General features: G+C 68.9%; 19 protein-coding genes and 1 pseudogene. 12 read left to right on the top strand and 8 right to left on the bottom strand.

Annotated features, from left to right (window positions below):
- The 10 genes from ASD55_RS16430 to ASD55_RS16385 all read left to right on the top strand — a co-directional run.
- Positions 1-579: cytochrome c (locus tag ASD55_RS16430; protein ID WP_157599040.1), on the top strand; the 579-nt coding region annotated here is incomplete at its 5' end.
- Between the two features lie 208 nt (positions 580-787).
- Positions 788-2,047 (top strand): alginate export family protein, encoded by a 1,260-nt coding sequence (locus tag ASD55_RS16425; protein WP_056767819.1) that lies wholly within the window; start codon positions 788-790, stop codon positions 2,045-2,047.
- A 27-nt stretch (positions 2,048-2,074) separates the two neighbouring features.
- Positions 2,075-2,404 (top strand): DUF2249 domain-containing protein, encoded by a 330-nt coding sequence (locus ASD55_RS16420; RefSeq protein ID WP_235577858.1) that lies wholly within the window; start codon positions 2,075-2,077, stop codon positions 2,402-2,404.
- Entirely contained in the window at positions 2,385-3,623 is a 1,239-nt protein-coding gene (locus ASD55_RS16415) for a hypothetical protein (protein WP_056767814.1), read from the top strand. The genes ASD55_RS16420 and ASD55_RS16415 overlap by 20 nt, the downstream gene beginning before the upstream one ends.
- Positions 3,620-4,504 carry a chorismate mutase gene (locus ASD55_RS16410; protein ID WP_235577857.1) on the top strand — a complete coding sequence of 295 codons (885 nt, stop codon included), beginning with the start codon at positions 3,620-3,622 and terminating at the stop codon, positions 4,502-4,504. The genes ASD55_RS16415 and ASD55_RS16410 overlap by 4 nt, the downstream gene beginning before the upstream one ends.
- A gap of 30 nt (positions 4,505-4,534) precedes the next feature.
- Positions 4,535-5,560, top strand: coding sequence for a quinolinate synthase NadA (gene nadA, locus ASD55_RS16405; RefSeq protein ID WP_056767808.1), 1,026 nt, complete (start codon positions 4,535-4,537; stop codon positions 5,558-5,560).
- Positions 5,557-7,002: an FAD-binding protein gene (locus tag ASD55_RS16400; RefSeq protein WP_056767805.1), complete on the top strand. Its 1,446-nt coding sequence runs from the start codon at positions 5,557-5,559 to the stop codon at positions 7,000-7,002. The genes nadA and ASD55_RS16400 overlap by 4 nt, the downstream gene beginning before the upstream one ends.
- Positions 7,003-7,123: 121 nt before the next feature.
- Positions 7,124-7,639, top strand: a complete 516-nt coding sequence (gene fabA, locus ASD55_RS16395) for a 3-hydroxyacyl-[acyl-carrier-protein] dehydratase FabA (protein WP_007807788.1) — start codon at positions 7,124-7,126, stop codon at positions 7,637-7,639.
- A 1-nt stretch (position 7,640) separates the two neighbouring features.
- The gene (fabB, locus tag ASD55_RS16390) at positions 7,641-8,849 is read left to right on the top strand and encodes a beta-ketoacyl-ACP synthase I (RefSeq protein WP_056767803.1); all 1,209 of its coding nucleotides are present in this window, start codon (positions 7,641-7,643) and stop codon (positions 8,847-8,849) included.
- A gap of 61 nt (positions 8,850-8,910) precedes the next feature.
- Entirely contained in the window at positions 8,911-9,570 is a 660-nt protein-coding gene (locus ASD55_RS16385) for a hemolysin III family protein (RefSeq protein WP_056717138.1), read from the top strand.
- A gap of 255 nt (positions 9,571-9,825) precedes the next feature.
- Here ASD55_RS16385 and ASD55_RS16380 read toward each other — a convergent pair whose 3' ends face one another.
- The 3 genes from ASD55_RS16380 to ASD55_RS16370 all read right to left on the bottom strand — a co-directional run bounded on the left by ASD55_RS16380 (position 9,826) and on the right by ASD55_RS16370 (position 12,472).
- Positions 9,826-10,320, bottom strand: coding sequence for a hypothetical protein (locus ASD55_RS16380; protein WP_157599039.1), 495 nt, complete (start codon positions 10,318-10,320; stop codon positions 9,826-9,828).
- Positions 10,321-10,500: 180 nt separating this feature from the next.
- A complete protein-coding gene (locus ASD55_RS16375) occupies positions 10,501-11,379 on the bottom strand; it encodes a U32 family peptidase (protein WP_056767892.1) in 879 nt (292 codons plus the stop codon).
- Between the two features lie 28 nt (positions 11,380-11,407).
- Positions 11,408-12,472, bottom strand: a complete 1,065-nt coding sequence (locus tag ASD55_RS16370; protein WP_235577856.1) for a peptidase U32 family protein — start codon at positions 12,470-12,472, stop codon at positions 11,408-11,410.
- Positions 12,473-12,655: 183 nt separating this feature from the next.
- Between ASD55_RS16370 and ASD55_RS16365 the strand changes: the two genes are divergently transcribed.
- Both ASD55_RS16365 and ASD55_RS16360 read left to right on the top strand, forming a co-directional pair.
- Positions 12,656-13,213 (top strand): cytochrome b, encoded by a 558-nt coding sequence (locus tag ASD55_RS16365; RefSeq protein ID WP_056717139.1) that lies wholly within the window; start codon positions 12,656-12,658, stop codon positions 13,211-13,213.
- A gap of 122 nt (positions 13,214-13,335) precedes the next feature.
- Positions 13,336-13,830, top strand: coding sequence for a hypothetical protein (locus ASD55_RS16360; protein ID WP_056717140.1), 495 nt, complete (start codon positions 13,336-13,338; stop codon positions 13,828-13,830).
- Between the two features lie 37 nt (positions 13,831-13,867).
- Here the strand turns inward: ASD55_RS16360 and ASD55_RS16355 are convergent.
- From ASD55_RS16355 to ASD55_RS16335, 5 genes and pseudogenes are all read right to left on the bottom strand, one after another.
- A pseudogene (locus tag ASD55_RS16355) lies at positions 13,868-15,316 on the bottom strand (UbiD family decarboxylase); the annotation flags it as partial.
- On the bottom strand, positions 15,313-16,119 hold the full coding sequence (locus ASD55_RS16350) for a prephenate dehydrogenase/arogenate dehydrogenase family protein (protein ID WP_056767798.1): 807 nt from the start codon (positions 16,117-16,119) through the stop codon (positions 15,313-15,315). The gene ASD55_RS16350 and the pseudogene ASD55_RS16355, both read right to left, overlap by 4 nt.
- Complete coding sequence (locus tag ASD55_RS16345; RefSeq protein WP_056717142.1) at positions 16,116-17,222, bottom strand: PLP-dependent cysteine synthase family protein; 1,107 nt, start codon at positions 17,220-17,222, stop codon at positions 16,116-16,118. The genes ASD55_RS16350 and ASD55_RS16345 overlap by 4 nt, the downstream gene beginning before the upstream one ends.
- A 14-nt stretch (positions 17,223-17,236) precedes the next feature.
- Positions 17,237-19,189, bottom strand: coding sequence for a pyridoxal-dependent decarboxylase (locus ASD55_RS16340; RefSeq protein ID WP_056767887.1), 1,953 nt, complete (start codon positions 19,187-19,189; stop codon positions 17,237-17,239).
- A complete protein-coding gene (locus ASD55_RS16335) occupies positions 19,186-19,590 on the bottom strand; it encodes a SirB2 family protein (protein ID WP_056767795.1) in 405 nt (134 codons plus the stop codon). The genes ASD55_RS16340 and ASD55_RS16335 overlap by 4 nt, the downstream gene beginning before the upstream one ends.
- Between the last annotated feature and the right edge of the window lie 7 nt (positions 19,591-19,597).

Raw genomic sequence — 19,597 nt, 5'->3', positions numbered from 1 at the left:
TTCCACACCGACGTGCCGGGCAGCTACGTGCTGGTCGACCACTCGATCTTCCGCGCCTTCAACAAGGGCGCGCTGGGCATCCTCAAGGTGGACGGCCCGGAGGACAAGTCGATCTACTCGGGCAAGGAAGTGGACGCGGTGTACCTGGGCGATCGCTCGGAGCCGAACCTGAAGGCGGTGACCACGGCGGCCAAGGCGCATGCGGCCGGCACGCTGACCAAGGAGGAGCAGATCGCCGCGGGCAAGCAGCTGTTCACCGGCACCTGTTCGGTCTGCCACCAGGCGAACGGCGAAGGCCTGGCCAACGTGTTCCCGCCGCTGGCGAAGTCGGACTTCCTGGCGGCCGATCCGAAGCGGGCGATGACCATCGTCACCCACGGCCTGACCGGCAAGATCACGGTGAACGGCCACGAGTACGACTCGGTGATGCCGCCGATGAGCCAGCTCAACGACGACGAGGTGGCCAACATCCTGACCTACGTGCTGAACAGCTGGGGCAACCCGGGTGGCCAGATCAGCAAGGACGAGGTAGCCAAGGCACGTGCCGCGGCGGTACCGGCCGCACCTGCCGAACACTGATGCCGAAACGGAATATCGGTATGGCCGTCCATACGGCCATACCGTATCGACCGGGGAACAACGCCGTCCGCATGGACGGCGTTGTCGCATGGGTGGACTGCGCGGCGCGTTGTCACAGTGGTGGCATCCCTTGCCATGACTTGACCGAAGTCAGGTCGGGTGCGTCGTCGCAGGCAGAGACTCCCGCCAACTACAAGGGAGCAACGCGATGAAGCACACGAGAAACCGTCTTTCCATGGCCTGCCTGATGGCCATCGTGGCCATGCCGGCCTGGGCCGCGGGCGAATCCGCCAATGTCTTGCCGGCCACCACGTCGGCCACACCTTCGCTGCAACTGGAGTGGGATGCCCGCCTGCGCCATGAAGGTGTCGATGACGATGCGTTCACCCGCAACGCGAGCGCCGACACCTTGCGCCTGCGGCTCGGCCTGCATGCGGAATTCGGCCACGGCTGGAGCGGCCTGCTGGAAGGCGCCGGCGTGGCCAGCGCCGGCGATCGCTACAACAGCGGCGCGAACGGACAGAGCCGGTATCCGGCGGTGACCGATCCCAAGGGCAGCGAGTTCAACCAGTACTGGGTGCGCTGGCAGGGCAGCCAGTTCGCCGCGACGGTGGGTCGCCAGCGGCTGCTCGTCGACAACCAGCGCTGGATCGGCAACAGCGGCTGGCGCCAGCACGAACAGACCTTCGATGCCGTCGCCCTGCAATGGCAGCCGTGGTCCGCGTTGACGGTGAACTACGACTGGCTCGACCGCGTGCATCGGGTGGCCGGCGATGATGCGCTGAATCCGCTGGCCCGCGAGCGCAAGCTGAATACCCATCTGCTCAACGTGGCGTGGACGCGGGGCACGCAGCAGTTCACCGGTTACGCCTACCTGCACGATGACCGCGACGCCGCCAGCGCTTCCAGCGCCACCTATGGCCTGCGCTGGAACGGCAAGGCCTTGCGCGATGGCAACGGACTGGGTTGGACGGTGGAGGGCGCGCGGCAATACGAGCATGCCGACAATCCGCTGAATTTTGCGCACAGCTACTGGCTGCTTGAACCGAGCTGGACGCAATCCGGCATCACCGCGAAGCTGGGCTGGGAACACCTGGGCGGCAACGGCCTGCATGCGCTGCAGACGCCGCTGGCCACGCTGCACGCGTTCAATGGCTGGAACGACCAGTTCAACGTGACGCCGGCCGGTGGGCTCGACGATCGCTACGTGGGCGTCAACGGCAACTTCGGTCGCGCCGGTCTTGCCAGCAAGCTGGCGTGGACTGTGGTGTGGCACGACTATCGCGCCGATCGTGGCGGCCGTTATGGCAGCGAATGGGATGCGTCGCTGGCGTTCCCGCTGGCGAGCGGACTCAGCGGCCTGGTCAAGCTGGGCAACTACCAGGCGGACGGCTTCGGTCGCGACAGCGCCAAGGTGTGGTTGCAGCTGGAGTGGCGTGGCCAGCATGGCTTGGCCGGCGCACGCTGAGACGACTGGCGGCGAGCTGCGGGCGGGTTGACCCAGGTCAGCGCGTCCGCAGTGCATCCGCGGTCTGATGGCGACATGCAGAACACCTCTTCCACCGTGTGCGGCGTCGCTGACGCGCCGCTGCTCGAACTCGATCTGCGCGACCTGCCGTCGCCGCAACCGATGATGCGCGCGTTGGCCGCCGCCGACGCGTTGCGTCCGGGTCAGGCCGTGCAGGTGCTGACGCCCTTGCTGCCCACACCGCTGCTCGACCTGCTGCAGGCCCGCGGATGGCCAGCAACCGCAACGCTGCTTGCCGGCGGCGGTGCCCGCGTGCTGATCTGCTGTCCGCTCGGCGATGACGAAGCTGCGGCTTGACCGAGCGCCGGCCGCGCCGCTGCCGCTGCGCTTCCTGCTCACGGTGCCGTTGTGGGGCGTGCTGGCCGGCGTGCTGCTGATCGTCGATGGCGATATCGCGCTGCGGACGCGCTGGAGTCCGGCCACCCTGGCACTGGTGCACGCGTTTACCCTCGGCGTGCTGGGCAATGCGATGTTCGGCAGCATCCTGCAGTTTCTTCCCGCGGCCGCTGGCGTGACGCTGCGCGGTGGCGAGCGATCGGGCCGGTGGCTGTATGGCCTGTTCAACGTCGGCGTGCTGCTGCTGGTGGCCGGCATGCACCAGCGCTGGCCTTTCGGCCTGATGACCGCGGCGATGGTCCTGCCGGCTGCCTTCGTCATGCTGGCGCTGATGGTCGTGCCCGGGCTGCTGGCGGCGGCCGGACAGCGCCTGCTGCGTGCGGGCTTCGGCGTGGCGCTTGCGTCCGCACTCGTCACCGCCGTGCTCGGTGCCGTGCTTGCGCTGGGCCTGGCGGGGCGCCTCGCCGTTCCGCTGACGGCGTGGACCGACGTGCATGCCAGCTGGGGCGTGCTGGGCTGGATCGTGGTGCTGCTGGCCACCGTGGCGCGCGTGGTGATGCCGATGTTCCAGGGCACCGGCAGCGTACCCGAAGTGGCGCAGGCGACGTGGCTGGCTGGCGTGGTCGCGGTGCTCGTGGCCGTTGCCTGTCTGCGCGCAGGCGGCGCGGTGGCCGGCGTGGTTGCCGCGCCCGTGCTGATCTTCGCCGGCGCCGGCCTGTGGCTGCAGTGGCGCGCGCCGCGGTTGCGCCGGGGACCGCTGGTGGACAGCTGGCGTGCAGGACTGATCGCGCTGGGCTGCGCCGCGCTGGCCTTGCCGATCGTGCCCGGCGGCATGCTCGCCGCCAGCGTGGGGCTGGGCCTGGCGCTGCCCTTGCTGGTGACCGCGATGATGCTGGAGATCGTGCCCTTCATCGGCTGGATCGCGCTGCATCGCCACTGCGGTCGCGGCATCCAGTTGCCCGGCGTGCAGCGTCTGCTGCCCGAGGTGGACAAGCGTCGCGTCTTGCTGGCCCAGCCGCTGCTGCTGTCGTTGCCGGTCGCGATGGTCTGGCCGTCCACATCGCTGGCGCGCGTGGCCGGCGTGGCGCTGGTGCTGGTGTGGTCGTTGACGGGCTGGACCCTGCTCGGCGCGGGCCGTCGTGCCAGGCATTTTCTGCGCTCGCTGGAGAAGTCGCGATGAATGTTTCGACAGGAGAGCGGACCGTGATGCCCGGCGCCGGACGTTTCGCGCTTGCCCGCGTACGTGCGGCGATCGATCGCGTCGACGATGGCCTGATCGTGTTGCTGGCCACGCGTCGGCGGCTCGCCGCCATGGCTGGCCGGTTGAAGCCACGCAGCGGTGTGCCGTCGCGTGACCTGTTGCGCGAGCAACAGGTTCGTCGTCGCACGCAGGCGCTGGCGCGTCGATTGCAACTGCCGGCGGACACCGCGGCGCGGGTGGTGAACCTGGCGATCGCCGATGCCTGCGCGCGGCAAGGCCTCGTCGTTGACTTGGGTCAAGGCGTCCAGGCCGTCGATCCACGCATGATGCCGCCCACCATGCGCATGCCTCCAGCTCCTGTTTCCATCACGCCGCGCCTGTTGCGCGCGCTGCCGTCGCCGCAACGCGTGGCGCCACTGCTGCGCGTCCTGCCGCTACGCTGGCAGCAGCGCCTGCTGGAAGCGGCGATGCAGCGCGTGCTGGCCACGCCGATCCGCGACGGCTCGCTGGAGTTCATGCGCGGCCGTCGGCTGGCCATTGAGGTCAGCGACCTGTGCCTGCGCTGGGTGCTGGCGCTGGAAGGTGATCGCCTGCAGGTGGTCGACGACGAACCCGAGGCCAGCGTGCGCGGCAGCGCCACCAACCTGCTGTTGCTGGCCGGTAGGCTGGAAGATGCCGATACGCTGTTCTTCCAGCGCGCGCTGGACCTCACCGGCGATACCGAACTTGGCCTCACCGCGCGCAACCTGCTGGAGCGGCTGCCGTGGGAATCGGTGCCGCTGGGCCTGCGCATCGCGCTCAATCGCGGTGCCCGGTTCGCCCGCGCGGCGCGTGCGGCGCATCGTGGCGAGTACGCCTGACGCGCCGTTCCTTTCTTCGAAGCGATCACCATGACTGACCTCGCAAACCTGCCCGTGCCGGTCTGGCGCGACGAACTCGAACACGACTACGCGGCGCTGGCCGAGCGGCTGGAGCCGCTGGTGCCGTGCCTGGAAATTCCGTTGTACCTGCCGTGGATCGACGCGATCAACCGGCTGAAGAAGCAGCGTGGCGCGGTGATCATGGCGCACAGCTACCAGTCGCCAGAGATCTTCCACGGCGTGGCCGACATCACCGGCGATTCGCTGGGGCTGGCCCAGGCCGCGGCCGAGTGCGAGGCCGGGCTGATCGTGCTGTGCGGCGTGCACTTCATGGCCGAGACCGCGAAGATCCTGGCGCCGCACAAGACCGTGCTGCTGCCCGACCTCGAAGCCGGCTGCTCGCTGGCCTCCTCGATCACCGCCGCCGACGTGCTTGCGCTGCGCGCGCAGCATCCGGGTGTGCCGGTGGTGAGCTACGCCAATACCTCGGCCGCGGTGAAGGCGGAGTCCGATGCGATCTGCACCTCGGCCAACGCCGTGCAGGTGGTGGAGGCGATGGGCGCGCCGAAGGTGATCTTCCTGCCCGACGAATTCCTCGGCCGCCACGTGGCCAAACAGACGAAGGTGGAAATCATCCTGTGGCACGGCCGCTGCGAAGTGCACGAGCGCTTCACCGCGCAGGAAGTGCGGCACGTGCGCGAGCAGTTCGGCACCCGCGTGGTGGCGCATCCGGAGTGCTCGCCCGAGGTACTGGCCGAGGCCGACTTCGTCGGCTCCACCACCGCCATGGGCAAGTGGTTGGCCCGCGAAAGGCCGGCGCGCGTGGCGATGGTCACCGAGTGCTCGATGGCCGACAACCTGAAGTCGCAGTTCCCGCAGACCGAATTCATCAAGCCGTGCAACCTGTGTCCGCACATGCAACGGATCACCTTGCAGAACATCTACGCCTGCCTGCGCGACCTGCGCCATGCGATCGAGATTCCCGCCGACGTCAGCCAGCGCGCCCGCGCGGCGCTGGAACGCATGCTCGCCGTCGGGCGGCGCGAACGCGTGTGAGGCACGCACGGCTGCCGATCGTGGTGGTGGGCAGCGGCGTCGCCGGACTGGCGACGGCGCTGGCCGCGGCGCCCGCGCCGGTGCGCCTGCTGTGTCGCGCCCACGACGGCTGCGGCAGCGCCAGTGCGCTGGCCCAGGGTGGCATCGCCGCGGCGCTCGATCCGCGCGACAGCCCCGCCGCCCACGCGCACGACACGCTGGTGGCCGGGGCGCAGCACAACGACGAGGCGATGGTGCAGTGGCTGACCGCCGAGGCGCCTGCGGCGATTGCCTGGCTGCAGGCGCAGGGCGTGACGTTCGATCGCGATGCGCAGGGTGGTTTGCAGCTGGGTCGCGAAGGCGGCCACGGCGCCGCCCGCATCGTGCATGCCGGCGGCGATGCCAGCGGCGCGGCCCTGGTGCAGGCCTTGCGCGCACGGGTGCAGGCGGCCGTGCATGTGCAATGGCGCGGCGGCGTCGATGTCGATGCCTTGCTGATGCGCGAAGGCCGCGTGGTCGGCGTGCGCACCTGCGACGAGCGCGGCCGGCATGAGCAGGTGGAGGCGTCGGCCGTGGTGCTGGCCACCGGCGGGATCGGTGCGTTGTATGCCCGCAGCAGCAACCCGGCAGGCGCCGATGGCGCAGGGCTGGCGCTGGGGCTGGCCGCCGGCGCCGCGGCGCGCGACCTGGAATTCGTGCAGTTTCATCCCACCGCGCTGGAGGTGGCGGGTCATCGCCTGCCGCTGATCACCGAGGCCTTGCGCGGTGCCGGTGCCCGCCTGCTCGACGCCGCCGGCAACGCGCTGATGGCCGGCGTGCATCCGCTGGGCGACCTGGCGCCACGCGACGTGGTGTCCCGGCGCGTGGCCGCGGTGCAGGCGACCGGAGCACGTGTCCGCCTCGATGCAACCGGTGTCGACGGCGACTGGGAGCGGCGTTTTCCCACCGTGCTGGCGGCGTGCCTGGCGCATGGCTTCGATCCCCGCCAAGTCACCCTGCCGGTGACGCCGGTGGCGCATTTCCACATGGGCGGGCTGGCCACCGACGCGGACGGGCGCAGCAGCGTGCCGGGCCTGTACGCGGTGGGCGAGGTGGCCTGCAACGGCGTGCACGGCGCCAACCGGCTGGCCAGCAATTCACTGCTGGAAGGCGTGGTCTGCGGCCGCCGCCTGGGCGAAGGGCTGAGCCATGCGGCGGAAGCTGTGGTGGCGGGGCCGACGCGCGTGGTCGAGCGCGGCCCGGGCCTGCCGCCGGCCGAGCTGGCCGTGCTGCGCGAGCTGCTGTGGCATGCGGGCGGCCCGATCCGTGAAGCCCGTTCGCTGCGCGATGCGTGGCACGCCTGCGCTTTGCTGGCCGAGGCCGGCTGGCAGGCGCAACTGGGCAAGGCGATGTTGCGCGCGATGCGCCTGCGCACGCGCTCGCTGGGCGCGCACTGGCGTGAAGACCGCGGCTGTCCGTCCTGACACGCTCCCCGCTACCACGACGGCTTTTCAGTGCGCACGCGTACGGCATCGCGTTGATGCGCGTCAAGACAGGAAGGCGCTCAGCTGGCACACTGGGCGTTCCTCACCCCGCGAGTATTTCATGACACGTCCTTCCTCCTTCGACTACGAACAGCTGCGCGCCTGCGGCCGCGGCGAGTTGTTCGGTGACGACAATGCCCGTCTGCCTTCGCCGCCGATGCTGATGTTCGATCGCATCACGCGGATTTCCGAGGAAGGCGGTGCCTACGGCAAGGGCCTGATCCATGCCGAAATGGACATCCATCCGGACCTGTGGTTTTTCGGTTGCCACTTCATCGGCGACCCGGTGATGCCAGGCTGCCTGGGCCTGGACGCGATGTGGCAGCTCAGCGGTTTCTTCCTGCCGTGGCTGGGCGAACCTGGCCGCGGCCGTGCGCTGGGCGTGGGCAACGTGAAGTTTTCCGGCCAGGTGATGCCGACGGCCAAGCTGGTGCGCTACGAGATCGACATCCGCCGCGTGATGCGCGGCAAGCTGCGGCTGGTGATCGCCGACGGCAAGACCTTCGTCGACGACCGCCTGATCTACGAGGCCAGCGACATGCGCGTGGGCCTGTTCCAGTCCACCGAGGGTTTTTGAGATGCGCCGCGTCGTAGTGACGGGCATGGGCATCGTGTCCTGCCTGGGCAATGATCTGGAAACCGTGACCAGCGCCTTGCGCGATGGTCGCAGCGGCATCCGCGCGATGCCCGAGTACGCCGAGCTGGGCTTGCGCAGCCACGTGGCCGGCGTGCCGAACATCGACCTCGAAGCGGTGATCGATCGCAAGCTGAAGCGCTTCATGGGCGACGCCGCGGCGTATGCCTATGTGTCGATGCGCTCGGCGATGGAAGATGCCGGACTGGACGCGGACCAGGTGCGCGATCCGCGCATCGGCGCGATCGCCGGCTCCGGCGGCGGCTCGCCGCGCTGGCAGATCGAAACCGCCGACCTGCTGCGCAACAAGGGCGTGCGCAAGATCGGCCCGTACATGGTGCCGCGCACGATGTGCTCGACGGTGTCGGCCACGCTGGCCACCACCTTCGGCATCCAGGGCCTGAGCTATTCGATCTCCGCCGCCTGCGCCACCTCGGCGCACTGCATCGGCGCGGCCGCCGACCTGATCCGCCACGGCGCGCAGGACGTGATGTTCGCCGGTGGCGGGGAAGAGGAACACTGGGGCATGACCTCGCAGTTCGACGCGATGGGCGCGCTGTCCAGCCATCACAACGACACGCCGGTCAGCGCCTCGCGCCCCTACGACACCAGCCGCGACGGTTTCGTCATCGCCAGCGGCGGCGGCATGCTGGTGCTGGAGGAATACGAGCACGCCAGGGCGCGTGGCGCGCGCATCCATGCCGAGCTGGTGGGCTACGGCGTCACCTCCGATGGCGCCGAGATGGTCGCGCCGTCGGGCGAGGGCGCGGTGCGCTGCATGAAGATGGCGCTGGCCAACGTCAAGGCGCCGATCGACTACCTCAACACCCACGGCACCGCCACGCCGCTGGGCGACATCGTGGAATTGAACGCGGTGCGCGAGGCGTTCGGCGACGCGGTGCCGCCGCTGTCCTCGACCAAGGCGCTGACCGGCCACTCACTGGGTGCCGCCAGCGTGCACGAGGCGATCTACAGCCTGCTGATGCTCAACGGCGGCTTCATGGCCGGCTCCGCCCACATCAGCGACCTCGATCCGGCGGCCGCAAGCTTCCCGATCGTGCGCGAAAGCCGTTCGGCGCCACTGTCCACGGTGATGTCCAACAGCTTCGGCTTCGGCGGCACCAACGGCACCCTGGTGTTCGCCAAGGTCTGAGCCTGCACGACCCGCGGCTGTCACTTCGGCAGCCGCACAACCCTCCCCGAGTTTTCCCCGCATGTCTTCCCCGGCCGCGCCCGCGCTCTCGCGTGATTCCACCCTCGGCGAGGAAATCGCCAACAGCATCAGCCACGGCCTCGGCCTGCTGCTCGCCGTGGCCGGCCTGCCGATCCTGGTCATCGCCGCGCTGCGCAGCGGCAGCACCACCGCGGTGGTGGCGTCGACGGTGTTCGGCGCCAGCGCGATCCTGCTGTACCTCGCGTCCACGCTGTACCACGCGATCCCGCATCTGCGGATCAAGGAACTGCTGCAGCGCTTCGACTACGCGGCGATCTACCTGCTGATCGCGGGCACCTACACCCCGATCGCGCTGGGCGTGCTGCGTGGCGGTTGGGGCTGGTCGATGCTGGGCGTGATCTGGGGCCTGGCCCTGCTGGGCGCGATCTTCAAGCTCGCCGTGGGTGCGCGTTTCCATCGGCTGTCCACCGCGCTGTACGTCGCGATGGGCTGGGCGGCGCTGATCGCGATCCGTCCGCTATGGCTGAACATGGCGCCGGGCGGCCTGGCCTGGCTGCTGGCCGGCGGCCTGGCCTATACGCTGGGCGTGGTGTTCTTCCTGCTGCACGAACGACTGCGCTACAGCCACTTCGTCTGGCACCTGTTCGTGCTCACCGGCACCGGCTGCCACTACTTCACGGTGTTGCGGTATACGTTTTGAGCGTGGTGCAGCGTGCTGCCTGTGAACGTGCGTGCGTTGCAGGCAAGTGGATTGCGATGCTGTGCCATGCAACGCCACTCGATGCATCGCCCAGTCCAGCCTGCCTGAGGAATCGCCTTTCGATTCACCGCCAGCGCGACGCGATGACAACGGGCACGCCACACCAAAGATCACATGATCGCCGGCAGTCGCCCGAAAGCCCAAGGCAAGAGCATCGTGCAACCGGCGTTGACGAGAAGCTTTCTGCGAAGGCTGCTATGGAGCTGGCGTGGGCGCGAACTTCTGGATGAGATTGAAGAGCTCGCCGCCGTCAGGGACCAGATAGGTCCCGTATACCCATCCTTTCGTCACGCCACTCATGCAGTAAAAAACCGTGCCGTCATTGCTGCTCTCCTCGAGGTAGCCACCTAGCACCCGGTCTTTGAGTTGTATGCGAAGTATGGCGGCCCTGGTGACTTCAGGATGCTCAGGGTTATGGCCTGACAGATGCGAGAACGCCTTGGAAAAGGCCGCAATGCTCTGCCTGTCCTTGATAAGGACTGCCTGGTTGACAAGAGTTGGGTATCCGGCACGGGCAGGCTCGACGCTTATGGACAGAATCTGTTGGCTCGAAAAGTTTCTCAGAATTGCTCGATCTTGGCGCGACGTGGGATCGATATAACGATATAGAAAAGTGCCAAGCCAAACGGTCGCGAATGCATACGCCAAATACCGTATCCATCTGGGCTGCTCTTTCTGATCAGGTGCCACGTTCCCCTCCAACGTCGCTGCAGGAAAAAGCCAAGCTGCAGCCTATCATCCGGCAAGCCCGCGAACTGTGGCGGTTGGGAGTACGGTCGTGGGATACCGGCACCGCGACCCGCAATAAAGAAGGATGGCCGCGATGTCCGTTGGGGCAGCTGCCGATGCCATGCATCGGCTTCGCTGGGTTTATGCCTCAGCCACCGGCCGCATGCCCGGCTCGCCGTGCCAGTAGCCGTTGCGTGCGCCGATCCGCGGCGGTGCTACCGGGGAGTGGCGGGCCAGGTCGAAGTGGGCCATCACTTCGGCCATGCCGTCGACCTGGGGATACAGGCGCAGCACGTCGACGCCCAGTTCGCGCAAGGCGGGCAGTTCGGGGCCGAGGTCGGTGATTTCCTCGCCCTGGATCTGGATGCCGTTGATGCGCAGGAAGGGGCGGCCTTCGCGGGTGGCCAATGGCATGCCGTCGGGGTAGTCGATGCAGCGGAAGCCGCACTGGTCCTTGGCCACGTCCAGCGCGCGGGCGGTGAAGCAGCGAGCGGAGAAGGCCAGCGGCAGGCGGCCGAAGGCGATCACCTCCAGCTCGGGCATGGGCCGGTCCTCGGCCTGCATCGCCTCGCGCAATTCGCGCAGCAGCTGGTGGCCCTGCTCGACGCCCGGCACCCAGCGGCGCAGGCCGTCGGCCATCAGCATCGCCAGGGCGTGGTGGTTGTAGACGTTGAGGGTGGGGCCGGCCACGAAGGGCACGCCGCGTTCGCGGCACAGCTGCACGGCGGAAAGATCGTTCGCCTCGATCCAGCAGTCGCCGTGGTCGACCAGCCGTTGCAGCACGCCCAGCTCGGATTCGGCCTCGATCAGCGCCAGCGACGACAGCACGACCTGCTTGCCGCTGCGGGCCAGTTCGGCGGCCAGCGCGATCCAGTCGCGCGTGCCCAGTTCGCGGCGCTTGCTGCACACCGTCTCGCCCAGGTAGATGATGTCCAGCGGCCACTCCACCGCCTCGCGGTAGAACGCCAGGGTCTGTTCGCGGGGCCAGAAATACTGCAGCGGGCCGAGGCTAAGTTTCATCGTGTTCATCGGTTGCATGCCCCTGAAGTCAGTGCCACGAGCGGTGGTAGGGGCCAAGCGTGGTCTGGTGGCCCTCGGCGTGTTTCGACAGCGACGACTGCCAGCCCGACTGCAGCTGCCACGCGTCGGGTGCGCTGCGGTAGCGATCCAGCGCGTCGCGCCAGGTGCGGGTGACCGAGGCGACGTAGGCGACGCCGCGCTGGCGGCCTTCGATCTTCAACGCGGCCACGCCTGCTTTGGCCAGGCGGGGCAGCAGCTCCAGCGTGTTGAGGCTGGTCGGCTCCTCCAGCGCATGGAAGGTCTCGCCGCCGACCTCGAAGCGTCCCTTGCACACGGTGGGATAGCCGGCCGGTTCGGCGGGCTCGAACTTGTCCATCAGCACCTGGTTCAGGCGCACGCTGCGGCGACCGTCGCCGTGTTCCTCCCAGCGCACGAAGCTGGCCGGCGAGCACACGCCGTGGCGATTCGGCGAGGCGCCGGTGACGTAGCTTGAAAGCTGGCAGCGACCTTCGACCATGATGCACAGGCTGCCGAACGCGAACACTTCGATGGGCACCGGCGAGCCTTCGCACAATCGCTCGACCTGCTGGATCGACAGCACCCGCGGCAGCACCGCGCGACTGATGCCGAAGCGCTCGTGGGCGTAGCGCAGCGCCGGCGCGGTGGTGGCCGAACCCTGCACCGACAGGTGCCGCGCTATCGCCGGGTAGGTGCGCGTGGCGTAATCGAGCACCGCCATCTCCGCCGCGATGATCGCGTCGCAGCCGAACTCGGCGGCCTTGTCCACGGCGCGGTACCACGTCGCCAGGCGCGCGCTGTCGGGGTAGGTGTTCAATGCCAGGTAGACCTTGCGCTTGCGCTGGTGCGCGTAGGCGATGCCGTCGAGCAGCTCCGCGTCGCTGAAATTCAGGCCGGGGAAGGCGCGGGCATTGGTCTGGTCGCGGAAGCCCGCGTAGACCGCATCGGCGCCGGCGTCGATCGCCGCTTGCAGCGCCGGCAGGTTGCCGGCAGGACAGACCAGTTGCATGTGCACCTCGAAGCCAGGAAGTTCGCGGCGCATCGTGGCGGCTGATCCGGCGAGCTGCGTTGACATGGGTCAGGTCGGAGTGGTTCCGTGCGGATGCGGGAAAATTCGGCGGATGCGCCGAAGTCACCGGAAGGGAAGTTGACCGAGGTCAATCCCGGGCGCGCCGGTGCGGTCCATGCTGTGCCCGGCTTTGCACGACTCGTGTCGATGCCCGACCATCTGTTCCGATTGCCGACGGCGAAACTCCCCATGAATCCGATGAACACCACTGACCGTTACCACCCGCTGTCGATCGGCATGCACTGGCTGATGCTGGCGCTGCTGGTCGCCGTGTACGCCTGCATCGAGCTGCACGAACTGGCGCCGCGCGGCAGCAGCCTGCGTGCCGGCCTGAAGACCTGGCATTTCATGCTGGGGCTCGGCGTGTTCGCGCTGGTCTTCCTGCGCCTGGCCATTCGCCTGATGACGCCGTCGCCGCGCCGTGATGCGAGCCTTCCGGCCTGGCAGCACCACCTGGCCGGGATCATGCACTTGCTGCTGTATGCGTTCCTGATCGTGATGCCGGCGCTGGGCTGGCTGACCCTGAGTGCGGGCGGCAAGGTGATCCCGTTCTTCGGCCTGGAGCTGCCGCCGCTGATCGCGCCGGACGACCTGCTCGGCGAGCGGCTGGAGGGCCTGCACGGCACCATCGGCACGATCGGCTATTACCTGGTGGGCCTGCACGCAGCCGCGGCGCTGTATCACCACTACTTCATGCATGACGACACCTTGCGCCGGATGCTGCCGCGCCGCGGCAACGGCAACTGAGATGCGGCAGCCGGCCGCAGCGATGACGGTCGCGCGGTTGACGTGGGTCAGTCGCGCAGCGGCGGGCCCGCGCTAGCATCCTTCCATCCGCGGCATGCACGCCGCCTGCTGGAGCGCTTCCCATGACATCCGTCCCCACTCTTGTCGCCCTGGCCTGCGGCCTGGGCCTGGCCGTTTCGGTGCAGGCCGCGCCACCGCAATCGCATGCGGATCACGCCAGCCACCACGCCGCCACGGTGAGCGTGCCCGCGCAGCGCTGGGAGCCGGACGCGTCCCTGCGCGAGGGCATGCGTCGCGTGCACGTCGCGGTGGACCAGCTGCGTCACTACGAGATGGGCCACATGAGTGCGCCGATGGCGGTCGACCGCGCGGCCGAAGTGGAGGATGCGGTGGGCTTCATGTTCGCCAACTGCAAGCTGGCCGCCGAACCGGACGCGGCCCTGCACGGCATCCTGGCACCGCTGCTCGGTGCGGCGCAGGCCCTGCAGGCCAACCCGGGCAACGTCAAGGCGGTGGCCGCGATGCGCGAGGCGATCGCGCACTATCCGCACTACTTCAATGATCCGGGCTGGGACCAGCCGGCGCCGGCCATGCACGAGATGCACGACGAGCCGTGAAGCATTCCTGGTGGTCGCGGGATGCCTGCAGTGATTGCCACAGGGCATCCACGCGCCGCTCCACCGCGGCATCCGGCAAGATCGGACGACTCCAGGTACGCGTGGTTTCGGACGGCCATTTGCGGGTGGCGTCGATGCCGAGCTTGGAGCCCACGCCGGCCACCGGGCTGGCGAAGTCCAGGTAGTCGATCGGGGTGTTCTCCACCAGCATGGTGTCGCGCGCCGGATCGACCCGGGTGGACACCGCCCAGATCACTGCCGACCAATCGCGCACGTCGATGTCGTCGTCGGTGACGATGACGAACTTGGTATAGGTGAACTGGCGCAGGTACGACCACACCGCCATCATGATCCGCCGCGCATGGCCGGCGTACTGCTTGCGGATGCTGACCACGGCGATGCGGTACGAGCACGCTTCGGGCGGCAGGAAGAAGTCGACGATCTCGGGAAACACCTTCTGCAGGATCGGCACGAAGATGTCGTTCAGCGCCATCGATAGCACCGACGGCTCGTCGTGCGGCGCGCGGCCCATGTAGCTGCCGTGGTAGATCGCGTCGCGGCGCAGGCGCAGGCGTTCGATGGTGAAGACGGGGAAATGGTCCTGCGCGTTGTAGTAGCCGGTGTGGTCGCCGAACGGACCTTCCAGCGCGGTATCGCCGGGGTGGATGAAGCCTTCCAGCAGGATCTCCGCACCGGCCGGTGCATCCAGCCCGGTCAGCTCGCTGTGCCACACGCGGGTGCGCTGGCCGCGTAGCAAGCCGGCGAACTCGTATTCGGACAAGCTGTCCGGCACCGGCGCCACGGCCGCCAGCATGGTCGCCGGATCGGCGCCGATGGCGACCAGTAGCGGGAACGGTTGCTGCGGATGCGCGGCGCACCAGTCGGCGTAGTCCAGCGCGCCGCCGCGATGCGGCAGCCAGCGCATGATCACCCGGTTCGGCCCGATCACCTGCTGGCGGTAGATCGCCACGTTCTGCCGCGGCTTGCCGGTGCCGCGGGTCACCACCAGGCCGAAGGTGATCAGCTTGCCGGCGTCGTCCGGCCAGCAGTGCTGGATCGGCAGGCGGGCCAGGTCGATCTCGTCGCCGCGCAGGGTTTCGTGTTCGAACGCCGCCTCGCGCACCCGTTGCGGCGCGACGTGGGCCAGTTGCGCCAGCTCCGGCCAGGTGGCCAGCGCCTGGCGCAGGCTGGATGGCCAGCGCGGCTCCTTGATCGCGGCAAGCAGCTGGCCCAGTTCGCGCAGCGAGGCCAGCGGCCGTCCGGCCAGCGCCAGCTCGATGCGGCGACGATGGCCGAACAGGTTGCCCAGCAGCGCGTGGCGACTGTCGCCGGGATGTTCCATCAGCAACGCGGGGCCCGCCTCGCGCAGCGCGCGCAGGCTCAGCGCGGTGGACTCCAGATGCGTGTCGACGGGCGCGCTGACGCGCTGCAATTGCTGCTCGCGTTCCAGCCGCTGCAGGAAGCTGCGCAGGTCGTGGAAACTCATGCGGACGGTTCGCCCGAGGTCGCAATGGCCAGCTCGTCGTCATCCGTCGCGGCCAGCAGGTGTTGATGCACGCGTTGCAGTTCGGCCAGCAGCTCGGCGCGGGCCTCGGCGGCAAACGGGTTTTCGCGCTGGATCGCGCCGAACAGGTGGCCGGCGTCGCCGCGCACCGCGGCCAGCATGTGTTTCATGCCCTGGAACGAGGGCGGCGCGATCGGCATGCCGTCGTCCACGCCGATGTCGATCAGCCCCTTGGCGATGAAGAAGGCCAGCACGTGGGTGCGCGCCATCGCGCGGTCGTGGCGCTCCGGGTCCTGTTCGATGACTTCGCAGCCGAGCGCGGCGAACAACTCCCTCGCGCGTGCGGCGGCCTGCGGATGCTGGGCGGAGGCGCAGATCACCGTGCGCCGCGGGCGCTCGTCGCGGGCCAGGCTGAGCGGGCCGAACAGCGGGTGGCTGCCGACGTGGGGAATCGCGTCGCCCAGCAACTCGTCCATCGCCGCGCAGGGATGCATCTTGACGCTGCCCACGTCGAACACGATCTGGCCGGCGTGCAGCAGCGGTTGCAACGCGAGCAGGGCGTCGCGCAGTTGCGGCACCGGCATCGCCAGCACGATCCATTGCGCGCCCTCGAGCGCGACACGCAGGGATGGCGCGGCCAGCGCGGCGGGAACCCGGGCGTGCGGATCGAACACGCGCACGTGGTGCCCCGCCTGCAGCAACAGTTGCGCAAACGCCGCGCCGAAACGGCCATGGCCCAGCAGCGCAAAGTGCATGCCCTGGGCCGGCGATGCTGCGGCGCTCATGTCAGCGCGGGCGCGCGGCCGCTGGCCAGGCTGTGGCGCAGCGCGGCATCCCACGGCGCGAGGTCGATCGCGCGCGCGGCCAGCCAGTCGCGGTCGAACAGGGTCTGCGCGTAGCGCTCGCCGCGGTCGCACAGCAGGCTGACGATGCTGCCGCGCTGTCCGCGCGCGCGCATCGACGCGGCCAGCTGCAGGCAGGCGACCAGGTTGGTGCCGGACGAGCCGCCGTAGCGATGGCCGAGCAGGTCTTCCAGCAACCAGGCGGCGGCGATCGAGGCGGCGTCGGGAATTTCGTTGACGCGGTCGACCACGTCGAAGATGAAGCCCGGTTCCACGCGCGGTCGGCCGATGCCCTCGATCAGGGTGGGCTGGCTGGCCACCGCCTTCGTGTCGCGGTTGCGCCAGCCGTGCACGTAGCCGCTGCCGCTGGGCTCGGCCACGCACAGTCTGGTGTGCAGCCGGCGGTAGCGCAGGTAGCGGCCGATGGTGGCCGAGGTGCCGCCGGTGCCGGCGCCGCAGACGATCCACGCCGGTTCGGGTTCGGCTTCCAGCGCCAGCTGGCCGATGATCGACTCGGCGATGTTGTTGTTGCCGCGCCAGTCGGTGGCACGTTCGGCCAGGCCGAACTGGTCGAGGTGGCAGGCGCCGCGTGCGGCATGTTCGGCGGCGCGCGCGTGCACCTGGGCTGGATCGTCGACCAGGTCGCAGGTGCCGCCCAGCGCCTGCACGTCGCGGATCTTGCCCGGCGCGGTGCAGGCCGGCATCACCGCGGTGAATGACAGGCCGAGCAGACGTGCGAACCAGGCTTCCGAAATCGCCGTGCTGCCCGAAGATGCGTCCACCACCGCCTGGCCGCCACGCAGCCGGCCGTTGCACAGCGCATACAGGAACAGCGAGCGGGCCAGCCGGTGCTTCAGGCTGCCGCTGGGGTGGGCGGCCTCGTCCTTGAAGTAGAAGTCGATGCCGTGGAAGCCGGGGAAATTCAGCTTCAGCAGATGGGTGTCGGCGGAACGCGCGGCCTCCTGCGCCAGCTTGGTCAGGGCATCGTGCACCCAGCGGCGATCGTGGTCCTGTTGCAGGTTGACCAGGTGCAGGACGCTGTCCATCGGAGACTCCGGATTCATGGCGCGTGGCTCGCGGCCCGGTGCATCGCGCGCATGCGGCGGCCGAGAAATTCGAAATAGCGGTCGATGTAGCTGATGCCGTTCTCGTGATCGATCAGGTACGGATTCATCAGCGTGTGGCGCAGGATCATCAGCCGGTCCTCGTCCGGATCGAGCGAGCTCGCATCCAGGCCCAGCGCCTGGAAGATGCGCGTGGTCTGCGCGTGGCCCAGCATGTCCGGGCGCAGCGTGGTCACCGAGCCGAAGAACTCCTTGGTCTGCAGCGGCTGCTGCGGATCGCAGCGCAAGGTGTCGTGCAGTTCGCGCACAAAGGCGTTGGCGGCGGTGATCGAGCGGTTGCCGCGCGGGTTGAGCGCCAGGCAGACCAGGTTGCTGTCCGGCGCGAACGGCACCAGCGCGTGAACGCAGTCGGCCAGTTCCAGCGCGAAGCGCTGCGCGCGGGCGTGGAAGGTTTCGGCGGCACGCACGGTGGCGCAGGGCAGGCGGCCGAAGTGGGCGTGATCCAGCGGCAACACCTTGTGGGTGACATAGACGGCCGCCGCCGCGGCGCCGGACTTGGAGCCTTCCGGAATGAACTGGCCCAGGCTGCGGTAGCGGGCGAGATAGTCCTTCGGCGTGCCGCCGTGGAAGACATAGTCGGCGCGCTCGGCCAGCAGCGCCATTGCCCGGTGGTCGCGGCAGATGAAGGCGCCGCTGCCGTAGGGCAGGTAGCCGAGCTTGTGCGGATCGACGGTGACCGAGTCGGTGGCGCCCAGCGCGGCGAACGCGGCATGCACGGCGGGCGTGGGGAACTGCACGTAGTCGGCGGCGACTTCGTCGCGCGGACGCAGCGAGCCGTCCTCGTTGCGGAACAGGGTGGCCAGGTAGCCGCCCCAGGCAGCGTCGACGTGCACGGCGAAATCCAGCCCCCGCTGGCGCGATGCATCGCGGGCGGCCAGCACCTGGTCGATCGGATCGATGGTGCCGTACTCGGTGCCGCCCAGCACCGCCACGCACATCAGCACGGGTTGTCGCTCGCGGGCGCAGCGTTCCAGCGTGTCGCGCAGGGCGGCCGGGTCCAATCGCATGCCTTCGGTGGGCAGCAGTTCCAGCTGGTCGCGCCCCAGGCCGAGCAGCTTCACGCCCTTGCTCCACGAGTAGTGGGCGGTCACCGGCGCCAGCACCCGCGGCAGCTTCAGCGCGGGATGGGCGGCGAAGAAGTCGACCAGGCCGCGCTGCTCGATCCGCTCGCGTTCGACCCGATGCAGCCAGCAGCTGCGCTCGGCTGCGGGCTGTGCCGCAAGCCAGGCCTGCCAGTCGGCCAGCAGCGCGATGCCGTCCGCCTGGGCGAGGTTGAACGCGCTCCAGTCATCCTCCGGCAACGCCAGTCCAGGGACCTGCGCAGCACGCAGCGCCACCGGAAACGCCTTCAGCGCCAGTGCCAGGCGCAGTGCCTGGTAGTTGGCCAGGGTGCCGCCGGAGGTGAGGTGGCCGAACGCACAGGCGTCCCGCGCCGGATCGTGCGGATAGCCGAGCATGCGCGCCAGCTGCAGGCCAACCTGCACTTCCATGTCGACGGTGACCGGCGCGGCATCCTCGCTGACGTTGTTGGGGTTGTAGGGCAGGGTCAGCATCTGCGCGGCCAGGCCCGGCAGCAGCAGGTCCGAGGCCATGTGGCCGATGTAGCGCGGGCTGTGGAACGGCACCGACTTCTTCAGCGACGCCGACAGCTGGTGCAGCTCGCGGCGCATACGCGATTCGAAGGCAAGGTAATCGGGATGATGCGCGGCGGCGGTGGCGATCGCCGGCGGATCTTCCGGGTGGAAGTTGCGCCGCCAGTAGACGTGGTCGCGCAGGAACTCGACCAGCATCTTTTCCAGCAGCGCGTCGTTCTCGCCGTAGGGGCCGAGGAAGCAGGCGTCCAGCGTGTGGTCACGCGGCTCGCCGTGGTTGAACGGTTGTGCGCTCATGCGATCCATCCATGCAGCCAGCCCAGCGGGTGGTGCATGCGCGCCACGCCGAGCATGTAGACGTAGCTGGCCAGCGCGGCGATGAAGAAGGCCAGCCGCGCACGGCGGCTGCGGGCGCGCTTCAGTGCCAGCGTGGCCAGCACCACGTAGACCACCAGCAGCACCAGCTTGGTGGTGAGCCAGCCGTTGGCGAACAGCGCGCCGGGCAGGATGCTGACCAGCATCAGCGCGGCGGTGAGCAGGGTGGTGTCGATCGCGTAGCTCAGCCAGCGCATGGGCTCCCACTGGGCGGCGCCGGCGTAGCCGAATTGGGTCAGCAGGCCGCGCAGCGCGAACAGCGAACCGCTGGCCAGCACGCAGGCGATGTGGAGCCATTTGATTTGGGGATAGAACTCGAGCATCGGGGAT

The organism is Rhodanobacter sp. Root561, assembly GCF_001427365.1.
In the GTDB taxonomy this organism is placed as follows: domain Bacteria; phylum Pseudomonadota; class Gammaproteobacteria; order Xanthomonadales; family Rhodanobacteraceae; genus Rhodanobacter.
This window is presented reverse-complemented; position numbering and strand designations above follow the sequence as displayed.